This window comes from Nocardiopsis sp. iso_237 (assembly GCF_056173345.1).
In genome coordinates this window covers 3,863,913-3,878,148 of record NZ_CM149669.1, presented here as the reverse complement: position 1 = coordinate 3,878,148, position 14,236 = coordinate 3,863,913, and the positions used below count along the sequence as shown (strand labels likewise).

Sequence of the window (14,236 nt, the reverse complement as noted above, 5' to 3'; positions counted from 1 at the left end):
CGGGACGGATCCCGGCGGGGGCGCCCCGGCGTGTCGGGACGCGCTCCGCCCGCCCGCCGCGTCAGGATCGGGCAGGTCAGGCCAGGCAGGGAAGGGCAGACCATGACCGAATCCGCGCCCGAACGCACCATGGCGCTGGGGCGGAAGGAGGCCGCGCTCCCCGCCGACGCGCCGCCCGGTGAGTGCCGGATCATCCTGTACCGGTCCGGTGAGCGCCAGCACGAGGCGGCCACCCTCGCGGAGGCGCACGCGTCGGTGCGCGCCGACCCCTCGCTGGGGGCCTGGGTCAGCCTGACCGAACCCAACCGGGAACAGCTGCTGGAGGCGGCCCGCGAGTTCGACCTGCCCCGGCTGGCGGTGGAGGACGCCATCGTCGCCCACCAGAGGCCCAAGGCCGAGACCTACGGTGACGTGTTCTTCCTGGTGCTCCGGCCAGCCACGTACGACGAGCGCCTGGAGACGATCAAGGTCGGGGAGGTGCACGTCTTCGGCACCCGCGACGTGGTCATCACCGTCCGCCACGACCCCTCGGTGGACTTCGAGCAGATCCGTTCCCGGCTGGAGTCCAACCCCCACATGATGGGCCACGGAGCCCTCGGGGTGATCTACGCCGTCCTGGACCGGGTCGTGGACGACTACGCGCCGGTCGTCGCCGCCCTCCAGGAGGACATCGACGAGGTGGAGAGCGCCGTCTTCGCGGGGGCCAGGGACGCCTCCCAGCGCACCTACCGGCTGGCCCGGCAGATCATCCTGTTGCAACGGGCGGTCGACCCGCTCGGCCAGGTCCTGGCGGAGATCATGGAACCCCTGGACAGCCCCGAGCGGTTCGGCCCCAACATGCCCCGGCCGGGCCAGCACCACAAGGGAGAGCTGCGCGAACACCTCCGTGACGTGGCCGACCACGTGGCGGCCGCCCGTGACCACGTCGAGGGGTTCCGCCAGCTGTTGAGCAACATCATGACCGTGGAGAGCAACCTGGTCGACCGGGCCCAGAACGAGGCGATGAAGAAGGTGTCGTCCTGGGGCGGGATCCTGGTCGTCCCGACGCTCATCGCGTCGGTCTTCGGGATGAACATCGCGCCCCAGCCCGGCTTCCACTGGGTGTTCAACTGGCCGCTCGTCCTGGCGTTCATGTTCCTCTCGTCGCTGCTCCTCTACTTCCTCTTCCGCCGCAACGACTGGCTGTGACGTCGGCTCAGGGACTGAGCAGGGAGCGGACCGACTCCAGGTCGCGCCGGGCCGTCACCGCGTGCTCCTCGGCCTCCGCCCGGGTCCGGCGCCACTCGTCGACCGCCGCGTCGACCTGCTGGTCCAGCCTGCGGCTCTGGTGCCGGAACGCGGTCTCGGCGTCGACCTTCTCCCGATGGGACACGAGGAAGGCGTAACCGGCGGCGACGGCGCCGACCAGGGTCAGCGCCCACAGGAAGCCGTTGGACGTGAGCAGGGACAGCAACAACAGGACACCGGTGGTGACCGAGGCGCCCCAGAAGAACCTCCGGTGCCCGCCGTCAGGGGCGGTGCGCCGGCGCAGCCGCTGACGCGCGCCCTCGACCTGCTGGCGGTCGGCCCCGGAGGGTGTGACGCGGACCGGGACCCCGTGCAGTCGCACCTCCGTCGTCTCGGAGAGCTCGTCGCCGGCCCGGTCGGCCAGCTCCTCGGCGGTGTCCAGGACGGCTGAGCGCAGGAGGACCAGCGAGAACGTGCGTCGGTGCGGGGGCGCGTCCTCCCGGGTCAGGTCCCGCTGGAGGAGCGAGCCCACGGTACCGACCTCGTCGCCCCAGGTCGGGAGGGTGCCCTTATGGCCGCTGTTCTCGATCACCGCGCGCAGGCGGCTGGCCTCGGCCAACAGGGGTGCCTCCTCCGGGCTGCCCTCCTCCACGAGCAGTCTCAGGGAGTCCTGGAGGAAGTCGGAACTGGCCTGGTCCGGACTGAGCACGTCGGGGGTGGCGTCCTCACCTCCCGGAGCGGTGATCCGCGCGATCCGCTCGCGCAGGCGGGCCAGTGTCGAGGCGGCCTCGCGCCGTGGCGCGGCGGCGGTGCTCCCGCCTCGGGGATCTCGGGCACCACGGCCCTTGGCGGGAGGGGTGGCTGCGGCCCACTCACCCACCAGCGGGATCCGGACCTCCTCGGCCGACCAGCCGCGCAGCGTGGACAGCAGCAGGTGCTCGCGGGCGTCGTCCCCGAAGGAGCCGTCGGCGGTGAGGATCCACAGCGCGCGCTGGCCCCGGGTCACCTCGGAGCCGGGGTCGGGCAGCAGGGGCAGGAGGTCCGCGGACACGCCCTCGCCGAGGGTGCGGGCGTGCCCGGCGCGGGTGAGCGCACCGGCCAGCGCCGCGAAGGTGCGGGCCCGCTCGGGGTCGACGGCCGCGGCCTCGTCGAAGTGCGGACGGGCACGGGCGAGGTCGTCGCGCAGCAGGGAGTGCAGGCCGCGCGCGGCCGGGACGAGCCAGTACCCGGGGACGTCGTCGAGGTCCAGGCTGGGCAGGGGGGTCCCGTCCAGCATCTGGAGGGTGCGGTGGCGGGCCATGGCGGCGGCGTCGAACATCGCCAGGGTGGCGCGGACGTCGCTGAGCTCGATGAAGGCGTCCAGGGTGGCCGACACCCGGTCCAGCCGCTGTTCCAGAGTGCCCCTGACCCGCCCCAGTTCGGATCGCATGCGGCTGCGCTCGCGGTCCATCCGCGAGTAGGCGATGTTCAGGTCCTCCTTGAGCTCGCGGATCCTCCTGTCCTGGGAGCCGTCCCTGGACAGGAAGATCTGTGAGTAGTCGGTGTAGCTCATGCCGTCCCTTTCCCTGCGCGTCGGCGGTCGCCGGGGCGCACCCTGGATTGTGACGGGTCCGGATCCGTTCTGGTTCGGGGGTTGCCACGGGCCGGTTCACCCGACAGGCTGGGAGCGCTCCCAAAACGAAGGGTCCCCATGCTCGCACCGCGACTCCCCGCCCACCTGCTGTTCGGTACCGCCACCGCCGCCTACCAGGTCGAGGGCGCTGCCACCGAGGACGGGCGCGGACCGTCCATCTGGGACACCTACTGCCGCACACCCGGACGGGTGGCCCGCGGGGAGACCGGCGACGTGGCCTGCGACCACTACCACCGCTACGCCGAGGACGTCGCCCTCATCGCCGGACTCGGCGTCGACCTGTACCGGTTCTCCGTCTCCTGGCCCCGTGTCCAACCCGACGGCCGGGGCGGCCCCAACGCCCGGGGCCTGGCCTTCTACGACCGCCTCGTCGACTCCCTCCTCGACGCGGGCGTGGAACCGGCCCTCACCCTCTACCACTGGGACCTTCCCCAGGCCCTGGAGGACGAGGGCGGGTGGCGGGTCCGCGACACCGCCCACCGCTTCTCCGAGTACGCGAGGATCGTCGCCGACCACCTGGGTGACCGGGTCAACCGCTGGATCACCCTCAACGAACCCTTCTGCAGCGCCTTCGTGGGACACGCGGTCGGCCGCCACGCCCCCGGCACCCGGGAGGGCGTCGGCGCCCTGGCCGCCGCCCACCACCTGCTCCTCGCCCACGGCCTGGCCGTGGGCGAGCTCCGGGCCGCAGGGGCGGGGGAGGTCGGCATCACGCTCAACCCCGACCACCTGGTGCCCGCGACCGGGTCCGAGGAGGATCGGGCCGCCGTCGAACGCGTCCGCACCCTCCACAACCGGACCTGGTTCGACCCGCTCTTCACCGGCGCCTACCCGGACAACGAGCGCGAGGTCTGGGGGCCGCTGGCCGACGCGCCCCACCGGAGGGAGGGCGACCTGGAGACCATCGGCCGACCCCTGGACTTCCTCGGCGTCAACTTCTACCGGCCGCTCATGTTCCGCGACGCCCCGCACACGGAACCGGACCCGGCACTGCGCACCGCGGTGGACGTCCGGGCCGAACAGGTGGAGTTCCCCGGGCCGTGGCGGCGCACCACCATGGGATGGCCCGTGGTGCCGGACAGCTTCGAGGAGCTGCTCGTGGACCTGGACCGCCGCTACCCGGGGCTCCCGCCCCTTCTCATCACGGAGAACGGTGCGGCCGAGCCGGACCGGCCCGACCGCGAGGGCCGGGTCCACGACGCGGACCGCGTCGCCTACCTGCGCGACCACCTGGCCGCTCTGGGGCGCGCGATCGAGGCCGGGGTGGACGTCCGGGGCTACTTCGTGTGGTCGCTGCTGGACAACTTCGAGTGGGCCTACGGGTACGAGCGCAGGTTCGGCCTGGTGCGCGTGGACTACGAGACCCTGGAGCGCCACCCCAAGGACAGCTACCACTGGTACCGAGAGCACGTGGCCGCGCACCGGGCCCGCAGGGGATAGGGGGACCGCGACCCACAGGGTTCCCTGGTGGACCAACGGCGTGTTGGCATACGTTCCGATCTGGGGCAAGCTGGAGGGCGTTGGCACACGAGGGCCGTGGGGGCTCATGACGGACGGATCTCACATGACGGCGCCGCAGGACGCGAGTTCGGGGACCAGCGGGAGCCTCCGGGCCGCGCAGCGCATGCTCCAGTTGCAGAACAGCCTGGTGGAGCTGCTGCGGACCAAGCCCTTCAGCCAGATCACCTACAAGGAGATCACCGAGGGCGTCGACATCGACCGGTCCACCGTCTACCGGTACTACAACCACAAGAACCAGGTGCTCCAGGCCGCCGTGGACGTGCGCCTGACGGCCTTCGCCTCCCAGGTGGACCTCACCTTCGGCCGTATGGAGTCCATCGACGGCTACATGGGCCGCCTGGTGGACGCCTGGACGGGGCTGTGGGTGGAGTCGGGCGCCCTGCTCGCCGCCGCCTCGGGCCTGGGCGCGGAGCCGGGGGAGCAGCGCCGGTGGTGGCGCGAGCGGACCGAACCCTGGATCGAGGCGGTCCGCGAGGCGATCGAGGTGGGCCGCTTCGTCGAAGAGCTGCCCAAGGACGGGCGCCCCGCGCTGCCGCTGGCCGAGATGACGGTGGGGCTGTGCCTGTCCACCTTCAACAACGAACTCACGGTGCGGCACACCCCCGAGCACCGGGAAATGGTGCGGGACCTCCTGCTCGACGCGATCCTGCGCACGATGGGCCGCAGGTAGGAGGCGTCAGGCCGGCTGTCGGGCCAGTTTGCCGAAGGAGCCGACGACCGCTCCGAAAGCGAACATGGAGGCCTCGTCCTCGTCCATGTGCACGATCCCCGCGGGGACGCGCACCCGGTAGGGCTTCTCCTCGGCGGGCAGGATCTCCAGCCCGTCGATGATGCCCTGGCCCTCCAGCATCAGGAGGGCCTCCCCGACACGCCCCGTACGGTCTCCCCGCGCCCAAATCGACATGCGTTCACCCTAACTACAGCGCGTGGCCGACAGCGGATCCGATCCGGCTCCAGGACGGCCGCGCCGTGGGATCCCGGGAGGTTCGCGGCAAAGCGAACCCGACCTGGAACACCCGGTTCGCGACCCCCTGGCTACCCGTCCGGATTGGGGGACTCTGTACCCAGTGATATCACCGACGGTGCAGTTGCACGTGCATACGCATGTGAGTGTGGCCAGAAGCGGCCACAGGCCGGGGATGTGACTCATGACCCGTTGTTCGGAGCCCGAATCCGGGTACGAGGCGGCGTTCGGCCTCAGCGTGACAGGACGGTCATCTCCCCGCCGTGCGCGTCGAGGGCGGTCAGTTCGACCTCCGCGCCCGGAGGCTCCTCCGAACGCGGGCCCCTGACCGCCAGCACGCTCTCACCGTCCCCGGCCGCGCCCTCGGCGCCGCCCTCCACCGTGAGGGAGGCGGCCTCGCGGGAGGCGGCGGCGAGGTAGTGCCACCGGCTGTCGTCGTCCCGCCACCACGTGCCCGCGGCCACCTGGCGGTTGAGGTTGCTGCAGTCCCAGCCACCCTCGCGTTCCCCGGCCACCACGGCTCCGGTGCCCTCGTCGGTCCGCGTGACCAGTACGGCGCGGGCCAGCCCGCCGCCGTCGTGTCCGCCGAAGCGCACGCAGGTCCAGCGGCCCTCGCCGCCGCCGGGCAGTTCCTGGACCGCGAACTCCCACGCGGTCGCGGTGCGTACCGGCTCCTCCGGAGCCCCACCGGCACAGGCCAGGTCGCCCCACAGGTCGAAGCCGCGCTCCGCGTCCAGCACCTCGTGCGGGCCCAGCCGCCTGATCTCCGCGGGCGGGGGCGGCATGTACCCCAGGTGGGCGGTGTCCAGCCCGCCCAGGTCGATGGCCGAGTACGGTTCGCCGTGCGCCACCTCGGGGGCGCGCAGGCGCAGCACCGGGCCGACGCCGCAGTACCCGCCGGTGGGCAGGGCCTCCGTCACCCCGTCCTGGAGACGCACGTCGGACCAGTCGGCGTCGGTGTTCCCGAGCGGGGCGGTGGCGGCCTCCGTCACCCACGGCGGGAGCAGGTAGTGGGTTCCCTCGCCGGTGTCGGCGAGGCGCAGGGCGGGCCAGTTGGCCACTCCGTTCGCGGGTTCCGCGAAGACCTCGACCAGCTCCGTTCCCGCCCCGTCCCGTCGCGTGTAGCGCGCGACCCGCGGGCCGTCGTGCAGAAGGACGACCTCGCGGTCGGCCACCGCGCCCGCGAACAGCACCCGGGGCGCACCGGGCGGCAGTCCCCGTTCGTGGGACTCCTGCTCCGACCAGGCCGTCAGCGCCCGTCGGAGGAGCGCGTCGTCCTCCACGGCAGCGCCCCGGGGGTGCCAGGCGTTCAGGTCCAGCCGGAAGCTCTCCCGCCAGGTGTCCGGTGCGGTGGCGGAGGCGAGGCGGGGCGGGGCGGCCGTGAGGGTGGCGGAGCTCGTCCCACCGCCGGGATCGGCGGTGGTGAGTCCCAGGGCGGCCACCACCAGGACCAGGGCGCCTGTACCAGCCACCAGTCCGCGCCGGTGCAGCCACGATCCCCGGCCGCTCACCCGCACCACCGTGGGGTCGGGCAGGAGCGGGGCGGACGGTGCCCGCCGGGCGCGTTCCACGGCGGCGGCCGGGTCCCGGACCCCGACGGACCTGAGGAGGCCGGTGGCGGCCCGCGTGTCCAGTGACTCCAGCCGCATCAGGGTGTAGGCGGCGCGGGCGGGCGCGTCCAGCCCGTCGAGCGCCTCCAGGGAGCGTGTCTCACCGCCGACCCCGTCCACCGGGGAGACCCGTAGCCCCGCCTGGCCGCGGGGGTGCCAGCTCCGGGGGCGGAGAGACCTGCGCAGAACCCGGCGGCGGGTCCTCGCGTACTCGTGGGGACGCGGATGGCGGCGGCCGCGGGGCAGAGCCCCGGTCACCAGCCGGTGGGCGTCCTCCAGCAGGCCGGGGGAGTCGCCGTGCCCGGAGAGCGTGGCCAGGGCGAGCAGGACCAGGTTCCGGTAGGGGTTGCGCGGGAGAGCGGTCTCCGGTGTCGGGGGCATGACACTCCTAGGCGGAAGGGGAGCTTCCTCAGACAGGGGGTATTTCGGAGCGAGCCTAGGGAAAGCGTCGCGGCGGGTTCACCCGAACGAGAATTCGTGTCCGATAGGCCGGAAATATTCACCGATCAACGACGGGGATTCCGAACTTCAGGTAGACAAGCCGCGCAAACAAGAAATCTACGACATAAAGGTGCGGCTCTCGGGTGTGTGATCCACCCGAGAAACTTGCCGAATTCACGCACGAGGACGGGGGACGAGTCCGTACTCTGGACCCGCGTGACCGCCGGTGCGGAACGCGGTGGACGGGTGATCCGCACCGGCGACCACCCGAGTCGTGCCCGGAAACGGCCCCCCCCGGCCGCGGATCACACGGGCACGCGCGGTGGTGGAGCGGTCGGCGGATGGTCGAGCCCCGGGAGCGGCACGGTGTTCGTCACCGCCAGCGGCCCGCACGGCCCGCGCCCAGGTGTGCGGTCGGCCGGGTCCCCGCCGTACTGCGGGGTGGAAGGTCCTCGTGGACGGGAGTCCACACCCTTCGGGGACGTGTCCGCGGCCTTCCGAGCGTGGTCGAAGGAGCCCGGAAAGGGCGGTCGAGCACGCTCGGAAGGCCGTCGTGTCGTGTCCGACGCGGCCTCGACCACGGCGGGGACGACGGTGTCGGTCAGAGGACCGTTCGTGGCCACGGTGTCCTGGCCGTTCGGACCAGGGAGAGGGCCCGCCCGGTCACTGGAACGCGGGGGGAAGGGTCATCAGGTCGATTCCCCACAGCCACGGCAGTACATAGAGGGCGCCCCCGACGATGAGGGCGAGGGCGACCCAGTTCACCCAGAAACCGACCCTGACCATTTCCATGATCGACAGTTTCCCCGTGCCGAACATGATCGCGTTCGGCGGGGTTCCCACCGGGAGCATGAACGCGCAGTTCGCGGCCATCGCGCAGGGGACCATCAACGCGTACGGGTGAATGTTCAGCGAGATCGCGAAGGCGGCCATGACCGGGAGGATCATCGTCGCCGTCGCGGCGTTCGAGGTGATCTCCGTGAGGAACAGCACGAGCGCGGTGGCGATGACGATGATCAGCACCACGCTGATCCCGTCGAGCGTGCGCAGTTGCGTCCCGATCCATGAGGAGAGGCCGGTCTCGACGAACCCGGCCGCGATGGCCAGGCCGCCGCCGAACAGCAGGAGGATGCCCCAGGGGATCCTCTTCGAGTCCTCCCACTGGAGGATCCTCTTGTCCCTGCCGCCGCTGGTCGGCAGCGTGAACAGGGCCACCGTGGCGGCGATCGCGATCACACCGTCGCTGATGCCCGGGAGGAGGTCCTCCCAGAGGAAGGTGCGGGTCACCCACATGAACGCCGCGGCGAGGAAGACGGCGAACACGATCCGCTCCTCGGTGGACGTCCTGCCGAGGGCCCTCCTCTCCCTCCGGATGATCTCCTTTCCGCCGGGAAGGTGTTTGAACCGGACCCTGAACTGGACGCCGGTCAGGTAGAACCAGGTGAAGGCGAGGAGGGCGACGGCGATCGGGACGCCGAACAACATCCATCCGCCGAACGAGACGCTCTGCCCGAAGAGTTCACTGGAGGTCGCCGCGAGGATGGCGAGCGGTGGTGTGCCGATCAGCGTCCCGAGGCCTCCGATGGTGGCCGCGTATCCGATGCCGAAGACCATGGACTTCTCGAACTTCGGCAGGTCGTCGGCGTACTCCCCGCCCCGCAGCGAACGGGCGGCCTGGTAGGCGACCGCCAGCCCGACCGGGATCATCATCATCGTGGCGGCCGTGTTGGAGACCCACATCGACAGGAAGCCCGTCGCGACCATGAAGCCGAGGACGATGCGGCGCGGACTCGTACCGATGGCCGAGACGATCGTGAGGGCGATGCGTTGGTGGAGGTTCCACTTCTCCATGGCGATCGCGATGGAGAACCCGCCTAGGAAGAGGAAGATGATGTCGTTGCCGTAGGCCGAGACCACGGCGTCCCCGTCCAGCGCGCCGGACAGCGGCAGCAGCACGATGGGGAGCAGGGACGTGACCGGGATGGGAATCGCCTCGGTGATCCACCACGTCGCGACCCAGAGAGTCGTGGCGAGGACCGCCCGACCCTCCGGGGAGAGCCCCTCGGGGTGGAAGAACAGCAGCGTCAGCACGAACAGCAGCGGCCCGAGGACCAGGCCGATGACCCGGGCGGGCGTGTACCCGGGATCGGAGCCGTCGGGCCCTTCGGCCGCTTCCGAGGCCTCGGCCCCTCCCTCGGCCTCGGCGGGACCGCTGTCCCCGCCCGCGCCCGCGGTTGACGCCACCAGCTCCGTCCGCCGAGGCGTCCCGCGCCTCGAGAACGTCAGTAGCTCCTTGATCTGCCGGTGTGAATCCCACAGGCTTCCCCACAGGGAATGCGGATGGGAGTGTGCCATTGCTGCACCTTCTCTGGTCTTCGGCTCGGCTCGACCTGCCGCAGGAGGTCGGTTCGGGGGTTCGGACGGTCATCGGTGGTGCGGGGGACCGGGGCCCTGGCACGTCGCCTCGGAGCAGCCGGGCGTGCTGGCGGGAACGGGCGCCCGTGTCCCGTGCGCCATCGGTCGGACGGCTAGTCGTGCAGGCCCCGGAGGACCTCGTGGAACTTCGCCTTGCCCTCCAGCCCGATGCCCGGGAGGTCGCCCGGCGCCACACGGCCGCGGGTGATCACCGCGTCGTCGGTGAAGCCGCCCGTGGGCTGGAACTCCCCGGGGTAGGACTCGTTGCCGCCGAGTTTGAGGGCCGAGGCGATGTGCAGCGAGAACTGGTGCCCGCCGTGCGGGACGCAGCGGCGGGAGGACCAGCCGTGCAGGGAGAGCATGTCCAGGACCCGGCGGTACTCCGTGAGTCCGTAGCTCAGCGCCGGGTCGACCTGGAGGAAGTCGCGGTCCGGGCGCATGCCCCCGTAGCGGATCAGGTTCCGGGCGTCCTGCAACGAGAACAGGTTCTCCCCGGTCGCGATGGGATTGCGGTAGTGCTCCGACAGCGTCGCGTTCAGTCCGTAGTCCAGCGGGTCCCCGACCTCCTCGTACCAGAAGAGGCCGTACGGCTCGATGGCCCGGCCGTAGTCCAGGGCGGTGCGCAGGTCGAACTTCCCGTTGACGTCCACCATCAGGCGGGACCCGTCACCGCCCAGGACGTCGATGACCGCCTCGATGCGCCTGAGGTCCTCGGCCAGGTCGGCGCCGCCGATCTTCATCTTGACGATCTCGTACCCGGCGTCGAGGAAGCCGCGCATCTCGTCCTGCAGGTCCCCCAGGGTCTTGCCGGGAGCGTAGTAGCCACCGGCGGCGTAGACGAAGACGTCCTGGTCCGGGTCGCCGTCACCGTAGTGATCGGAGATCCACCGGTACAGCGGCACCCCCGCGGCCTTGGCGGCGAGGTCGTGCAGCGCCATGTCCACCACGCCGACGGCGACGGAGCGTTCACCGTGTCCACCGGGCTTCTCGTTGCGCATCATGACGTCCCACGCACGGGCGGGTGAGAGTTCACCGTGCTCGTCCAGCAGTTCGTCCGCCGTGGCGTTCCGCAACCGCGGGAGCACACGCTCGTTCAGGATGGCCGTGGCGTTGTAGCGCCCGTTGGAGTTGAAGCCGTAGCCCACCAGGGGCCTGCCGTCGACCACCACGTCACTGACCAGGGCCAGGATCGTGCAGTCCATCTTGCTGAAGTCGATGTACGCGTTGCGCATCGACGAGCTGATGGGGATGGTGCCGACGTGGGCGGAAACGATTCTCATGAACTTCCTTCTGCCGTACAACGACTTATAAGACCCTTATAAGTACGGGGCGGAGTCTAAGCTGCATGAGACGGGGGTCACAAGCCCGTGAGGGAAATTTCTGTGAGAGAGGTCACGATGACCAGCGAGAACGCCTTCTCCAGCAAGGGCGGGCTGGCCTATACCGAACTGCGCCGCCGGATCACCTCCGGCGAGCTCGCCCCGGGGTCGCGCCTGTCGCAGTACGCACTGGCCGAGGAGCTGGGGATGAGCATCACTCCGCTGCGTGAGGCGATCAGACGACTGGTCAGCGAGGAATGGGTCGTGATGGACGCTCACCGTGACGTGCGCGTGGCGCCCATGAGCGCCTCCGAAGCGCGCGAACTGCTGGAGGTCCGCTTCTCACTGGAACCGTCGGCCACGGAGCTCGCCGCTCTCCGCAGGACGGAGAGGGAGATCGCCGCGATGCGGGCGGCCGCCGACGAACTCCTGCCGGTCACCCGCACCTGGGGCGAGGACGCCATCACGGCGCACCGGGCCTTCCACCGGGCGATCTACGCCGCCTCCCACAACAACGTGATGGTCAGACAGCTGGACGACCTGTGGGACAAGGCCGACCGGTACCGGCGGATCGGCCTGGAGCTGCCCGCGGGCGCGGAGCCGCGCACCATCGACCTGAAACAGCACCACAGAATCCTGGAGCTCGTCATCGCCGGCGACGGCGCGGCCGCCGCCGCCCTGGTGCGCTCGCACATCCGCAACAGCCTCGGGGCCGTGGTCACGGACGTCCTCGGGGGACTGGAACGCGCCTACCACCCCATCGCCGCGCGATCGACCTGAGATCCCCCCTTCGGGAAGTCGTTCGCCCGACGGGCCGTCGACGCGGACCGCGCCCGGGTCGCTCGGCACGAACGACCCGGGCACGACCGGGTGGGCACCCACGGGGGGATCCGCATCGGCGGCCCCTCCGCGAACGGCTCAGCCCGGGTTGTGCGCGATGACCAGGTCGGTCAGTTCCTGGCTGGGGAAGTCCATGACCACCACACCCGTGCGGGGAGCCGCCACCGGACGCAGGTGGTCCACCGCGCGGGGGTTCACGCCCCGGATGCCCAACGCGCCCCACGCGACCTCACGCGGGTTGGCCCAGGGGGCGCCGCTGCCGCTGAGGTGGTTGACGAACAGGACGTCGTCGGCGCCCGCGGCGGTCCGCTCGAAGTGGTCGCGGGCCTTCTCCCACTTGGCGGGGACGTCGAAGAGCGTGGGCACCCGGTAGTCGTCCTGGATGTCCAGGGAGGAGCCGTTCCAGTGCACGCCGTAGTCCCGGGACGCGGAGAAGTCCTGCACGATGACGATGCGGCCCCGGACCTCACCGAGGTCGGGGACGCGGTCCGCGCCCTGCTCCGGCACCCACAGGCGTTCGGTCAGGACGTCCCGGGTGTCCGGGTTCTCCTCGATGTAGTGGTTCAGCGTCTCCTCGTAGCTCCGGGTGTTCTCCTCCTCGGTGTGCTCCTTCTTCATCCGCATGAGCACGGTCTCGGAGGGGTTCGCGTCGAGGAAGGCGCCGACGTCGGTGACCACGTCGGTGAAGTTGAGGTTCAGGTACTCGACACCGTGGTGGATGGGGAAGGCGTCCCGGTAGTGGCGGGTGCGCACGTCGAGGAAGCGCACCCCGGAACCGAGCTGCTCGGAGAGGGTCAGGTCCTGCGTGCGCGAGAACACGGAGCCGGTCCAGGCCCCGGTGTCGTGGGTGCCGGGGACGGACAGCGCCGCCAGGTTGGTGCCGTCGGGGATCGGGGCCATCCACGCGGCGCGCGACGCCGACGGGTTCTCCTCGGCGGCGGCAGGGGCGGCGGGCGAGAGCGCGGACAGGAGCGAACCGGTGAGGAGGAGGGCCGCCAGGACCGGCCCGGAACGTCGGGGGAGCGCCACGGCGGCGGTGGGGAGGGTGAGCATGGGGGTCCTTCGTGAGCGGGGGTGCGGCCCCGGGAACGGGCCGCCTTCACCCTGCCACGCGGCGGCTCCGTTGGCATCCCCCCTTCCCCGCGCCGTCGGCGGAGGGCGGGTGACGGGCGCCCGTACGGCGCACCCGTCAACCCGGTGCTGGGACGTCCGGCCCTAGCGCGTCTTCACGAGGGTCGCGATGAGACCGGAGATGATCATCATGGACAGGCTGACGATCATGAGCACGAACGCGATCGTTCCGATCATGGTGTTTCCTTCACTGTGTCGTCCCCCGGGCACCGTGGCCGTTTCCCCGGCGCCCGGCACACCGGGACACCCGGAGTCTCGGGCGCGGCATGTTACCTCTTCGGTGCATCACCCTATCTCTCCGTCGCGGGGACGCCGCGTCGGGTGGCCGCTCTGACCAGCGTGGTTCAGCTCTCGTTCCAGAACCGCTGGTAGGTCCGGACCAGCCAGCGGTCCGCCCAGCCCGTGTCGGGTGCCGCGGGCAGGTGGGAGGCCCGGCACAGGTCCTCCAGGCGGCTCTCCAGCTCCCCGGCCCGTTCCAGGGCCTCATCACGGGTGTGCTCGCCCCGGCGCAGTCCCAGCAGCCAGCTCCGGTCGGGTTCGGGCATGGGCAGGGTGATGCCGCCGGACTCCATCAGTTCCACGCCCTGGAGGCCCAACCGGACCATGTGGTAGGCGTACTTGGTGTCGAAGCCGTGCCTCTCGACCAGCTCCGGACGGTTGGTGTGCCTGCCGCCCCGGGTGCCCGCCATGCGATCGCGCTGGGCGCGCAGGTAGCCGAGGAAGCGCTCGCCCGCGCGCCGGGACAGGAAGCGGTGGGCGTTGGCGCGCAGGTCGCGGCCGACGGGGGTGAGGGTGACGATCTCGTCCTCGGGGACGAAGAGCGGCAGCAGGACGGTGGGGTTGCCCTCCAGCGCCAGGCGGGTCCACTTGCGCAGGGAGTAGACGGTGAGGTCCAGGTCGCCGGGACCGGAGCGGACATGTTCGCCCTGGTCGCGGAGGATGAACTGCTCGAAGGCGCGCAGGCCGATGACGTACTCGGGCGGCTCGACGCAGATGCCCATCTCGTCGCGGTCGTTCTGCCCCTCCAGGTTCAGGCCGTGGACGACGGAGCCGACCTGGCACCGCAGGACGGTGCCCCGTGCGGCGATACGGGCGAACTCCTCGCTGGAGTGCTTCACCTGGGCCTCCCGGTTCG

Annotated in this window: 11 protein-coding genes; 4 read left to right on the top strand and 7 right to left on the bottom strand. The window is 71.1% G+C overall.

The window, feature by feature from the left end:
• The first annotated feature begins 102 nt into the window (after positions 1-102).
• Positions 103-1,188: a magnesium and cobalt transport protein CorA gene (locus tag AC0VYM_RS17815; protein WP_475453578.1), complete on the top strand. Its 1,086-nt coding sequence runs from the start codon at positions 103-105 to the stop codon at positions 1,186-1,188.
• 7 nt (positions 1,189-1,195) lie between these two features.
• On the opposite strand, the gene AC0VYM_RS17810 is transcribed toward AC0VYM_RS17815, so the two are convergent.
• Positions 1,196-2,779 carry a hypothetical protein gene (locus tag AC0VYM_RS17810; protein ID WP_475453576.1) on the bottom strand — a complete coding sequence of 528 codons (1,584 nt, stop codon included), beginning with the start codon at positions 2,777-2,779 and terminating at the stop codon, positions 1,196-1,198.
• Between the two features lie 138 nt (positions 2,780-2,917).
• Here AC0VYM_RS17810 and AC0VYM_RS17805 point away from each other — a divergent pair, with 138 nt between their 5' ends.
• Complete coding sequence (locus AC0VYM_RS17805; protein WP_475453574.1) at positions 2,918-4,300, top strand: GH1 family beta-glucosidase; 1,383 nt, start codon at positions 2,918-2,920, stop codon at positions 4,298-4,300.
• 184 nt (positions 4,301-4,484) lie between these two features.
• Positions 4,485-5,051 carry a TetR/AcrR family transcriptional regulator gene (locus AC0VYM_RS17800; protein WP_475463093.1) on the top strand — a complete coding sequence of 189 codons (567 nt, stop codon included), beginning with the start codon at positions 4,485-4,487 and terminating at the stop codon, positions 5,049-5,051.
• A gap of 6 nt (positions 5,052-5,057) precedes the next feature.
• Here the strand turns inward: AC0VYM_RS17800 and AC0VYM_RS17795 are convergent, their stop codons facing one another.
• From AC0VYM_RS17795 to AC0VYM_RS17780, 4 genes are all read right to left on the bottom strand, one after another.
• Positions 5,058-5,285 carry a hypothetical protein gene (locus tag AC0VYM_RS17795; protein ID WP_475453572.1) on the bottom strand — a complete coding sequence of 76 codons (228 nt, stop codon included), beginning with the start codon at positions 5,283-5,285 and terminating at the stop codon, positions 5,058-5,060.
• Positions 5,286-5,578: 293 nt separating this feature from the next.
• Complete coding sequence (locus tag AC0VYM_RS17790) at positions 5,579-7,336, bottom strand: hypothetical protein (RefSeq protein WP_475453570.1); 1,758 nt, start codon at positions 7,334-7,336, stop codon at positions 5,579-5,581.
• 723 nt (positions 7,337-8,059) lie between these two features.
• A complete protein-coding gene (locus AC0VYM_RS17785; protein ID WP_475453568.1) occupies positions 8,060-9,751 on the bottom strand; it encodes an SLC13 family permease in 1,692 nt (563 codons plus the stop codon).
• 173 nt (positions 9,752-9,924) lie between these two features.
• A complete protein-coding gene (locus AC0VYM_RS17780; RefSeq protein WP_475453566.1) occupies positions 9,925-11,091 on the bottom strand; it encodes an enolase C-terminal domain-like protein in 1,167 nt (388 codons plus the stop codon).
• 117 nt (positions 11,092-11,208) lie between these two features.
• On the opposite strand from AC0VYM_RS17780, the gene AC0VYM_RS17775 reads away from it, so the two are divergent.
• Positions 11,209-11,910, top strand: coding sequence for a GntR family transcriptional regulator (locus AC0VYM_RS17775; RefSeq protein WP_475453564.1), 702 nt, complete (start codon positions 11,209-11,211; stop codon positions 11,908-11,910).
• 138 nt (positions 11,911-12,048) lie between these two features.
• Here the strand turns inward: AC0VYM_RS17775 and AC0VYM_RS17770 are convergent, their stop codons facing one another.
• Together AC0VYM_RS17770 and AC0VYM_RS17765 are read right to left on the bottom strand one after the other, a co-directional pair.
• Positions 12,049-13,023, bottom strand: coding sequence for a phosphatidylinositol-specific phospholipase C (locus AC0VYM_RS17770; RefSeq protein WP_475453561.1), 975 nt, complete (start codon positions 13,021-13,023; stop codon positions 12,049-12,051).
• Positions 13,024-13,445: 422 nt separating this feature from the next.
• Positions 13,446-14,219, bottom strand: coding sequence for a nucleotidyltransferase domain-containing protein (locus tag AC0VYM_RS17765; RefSeq protein ID WP_475453559.1), 774 nt, complete (start codon positions 14,217-14,219; stop codon positions 13,446-13,448).
• Positions 14,220-14,236 lie beyond the last annotated feature (17 nt).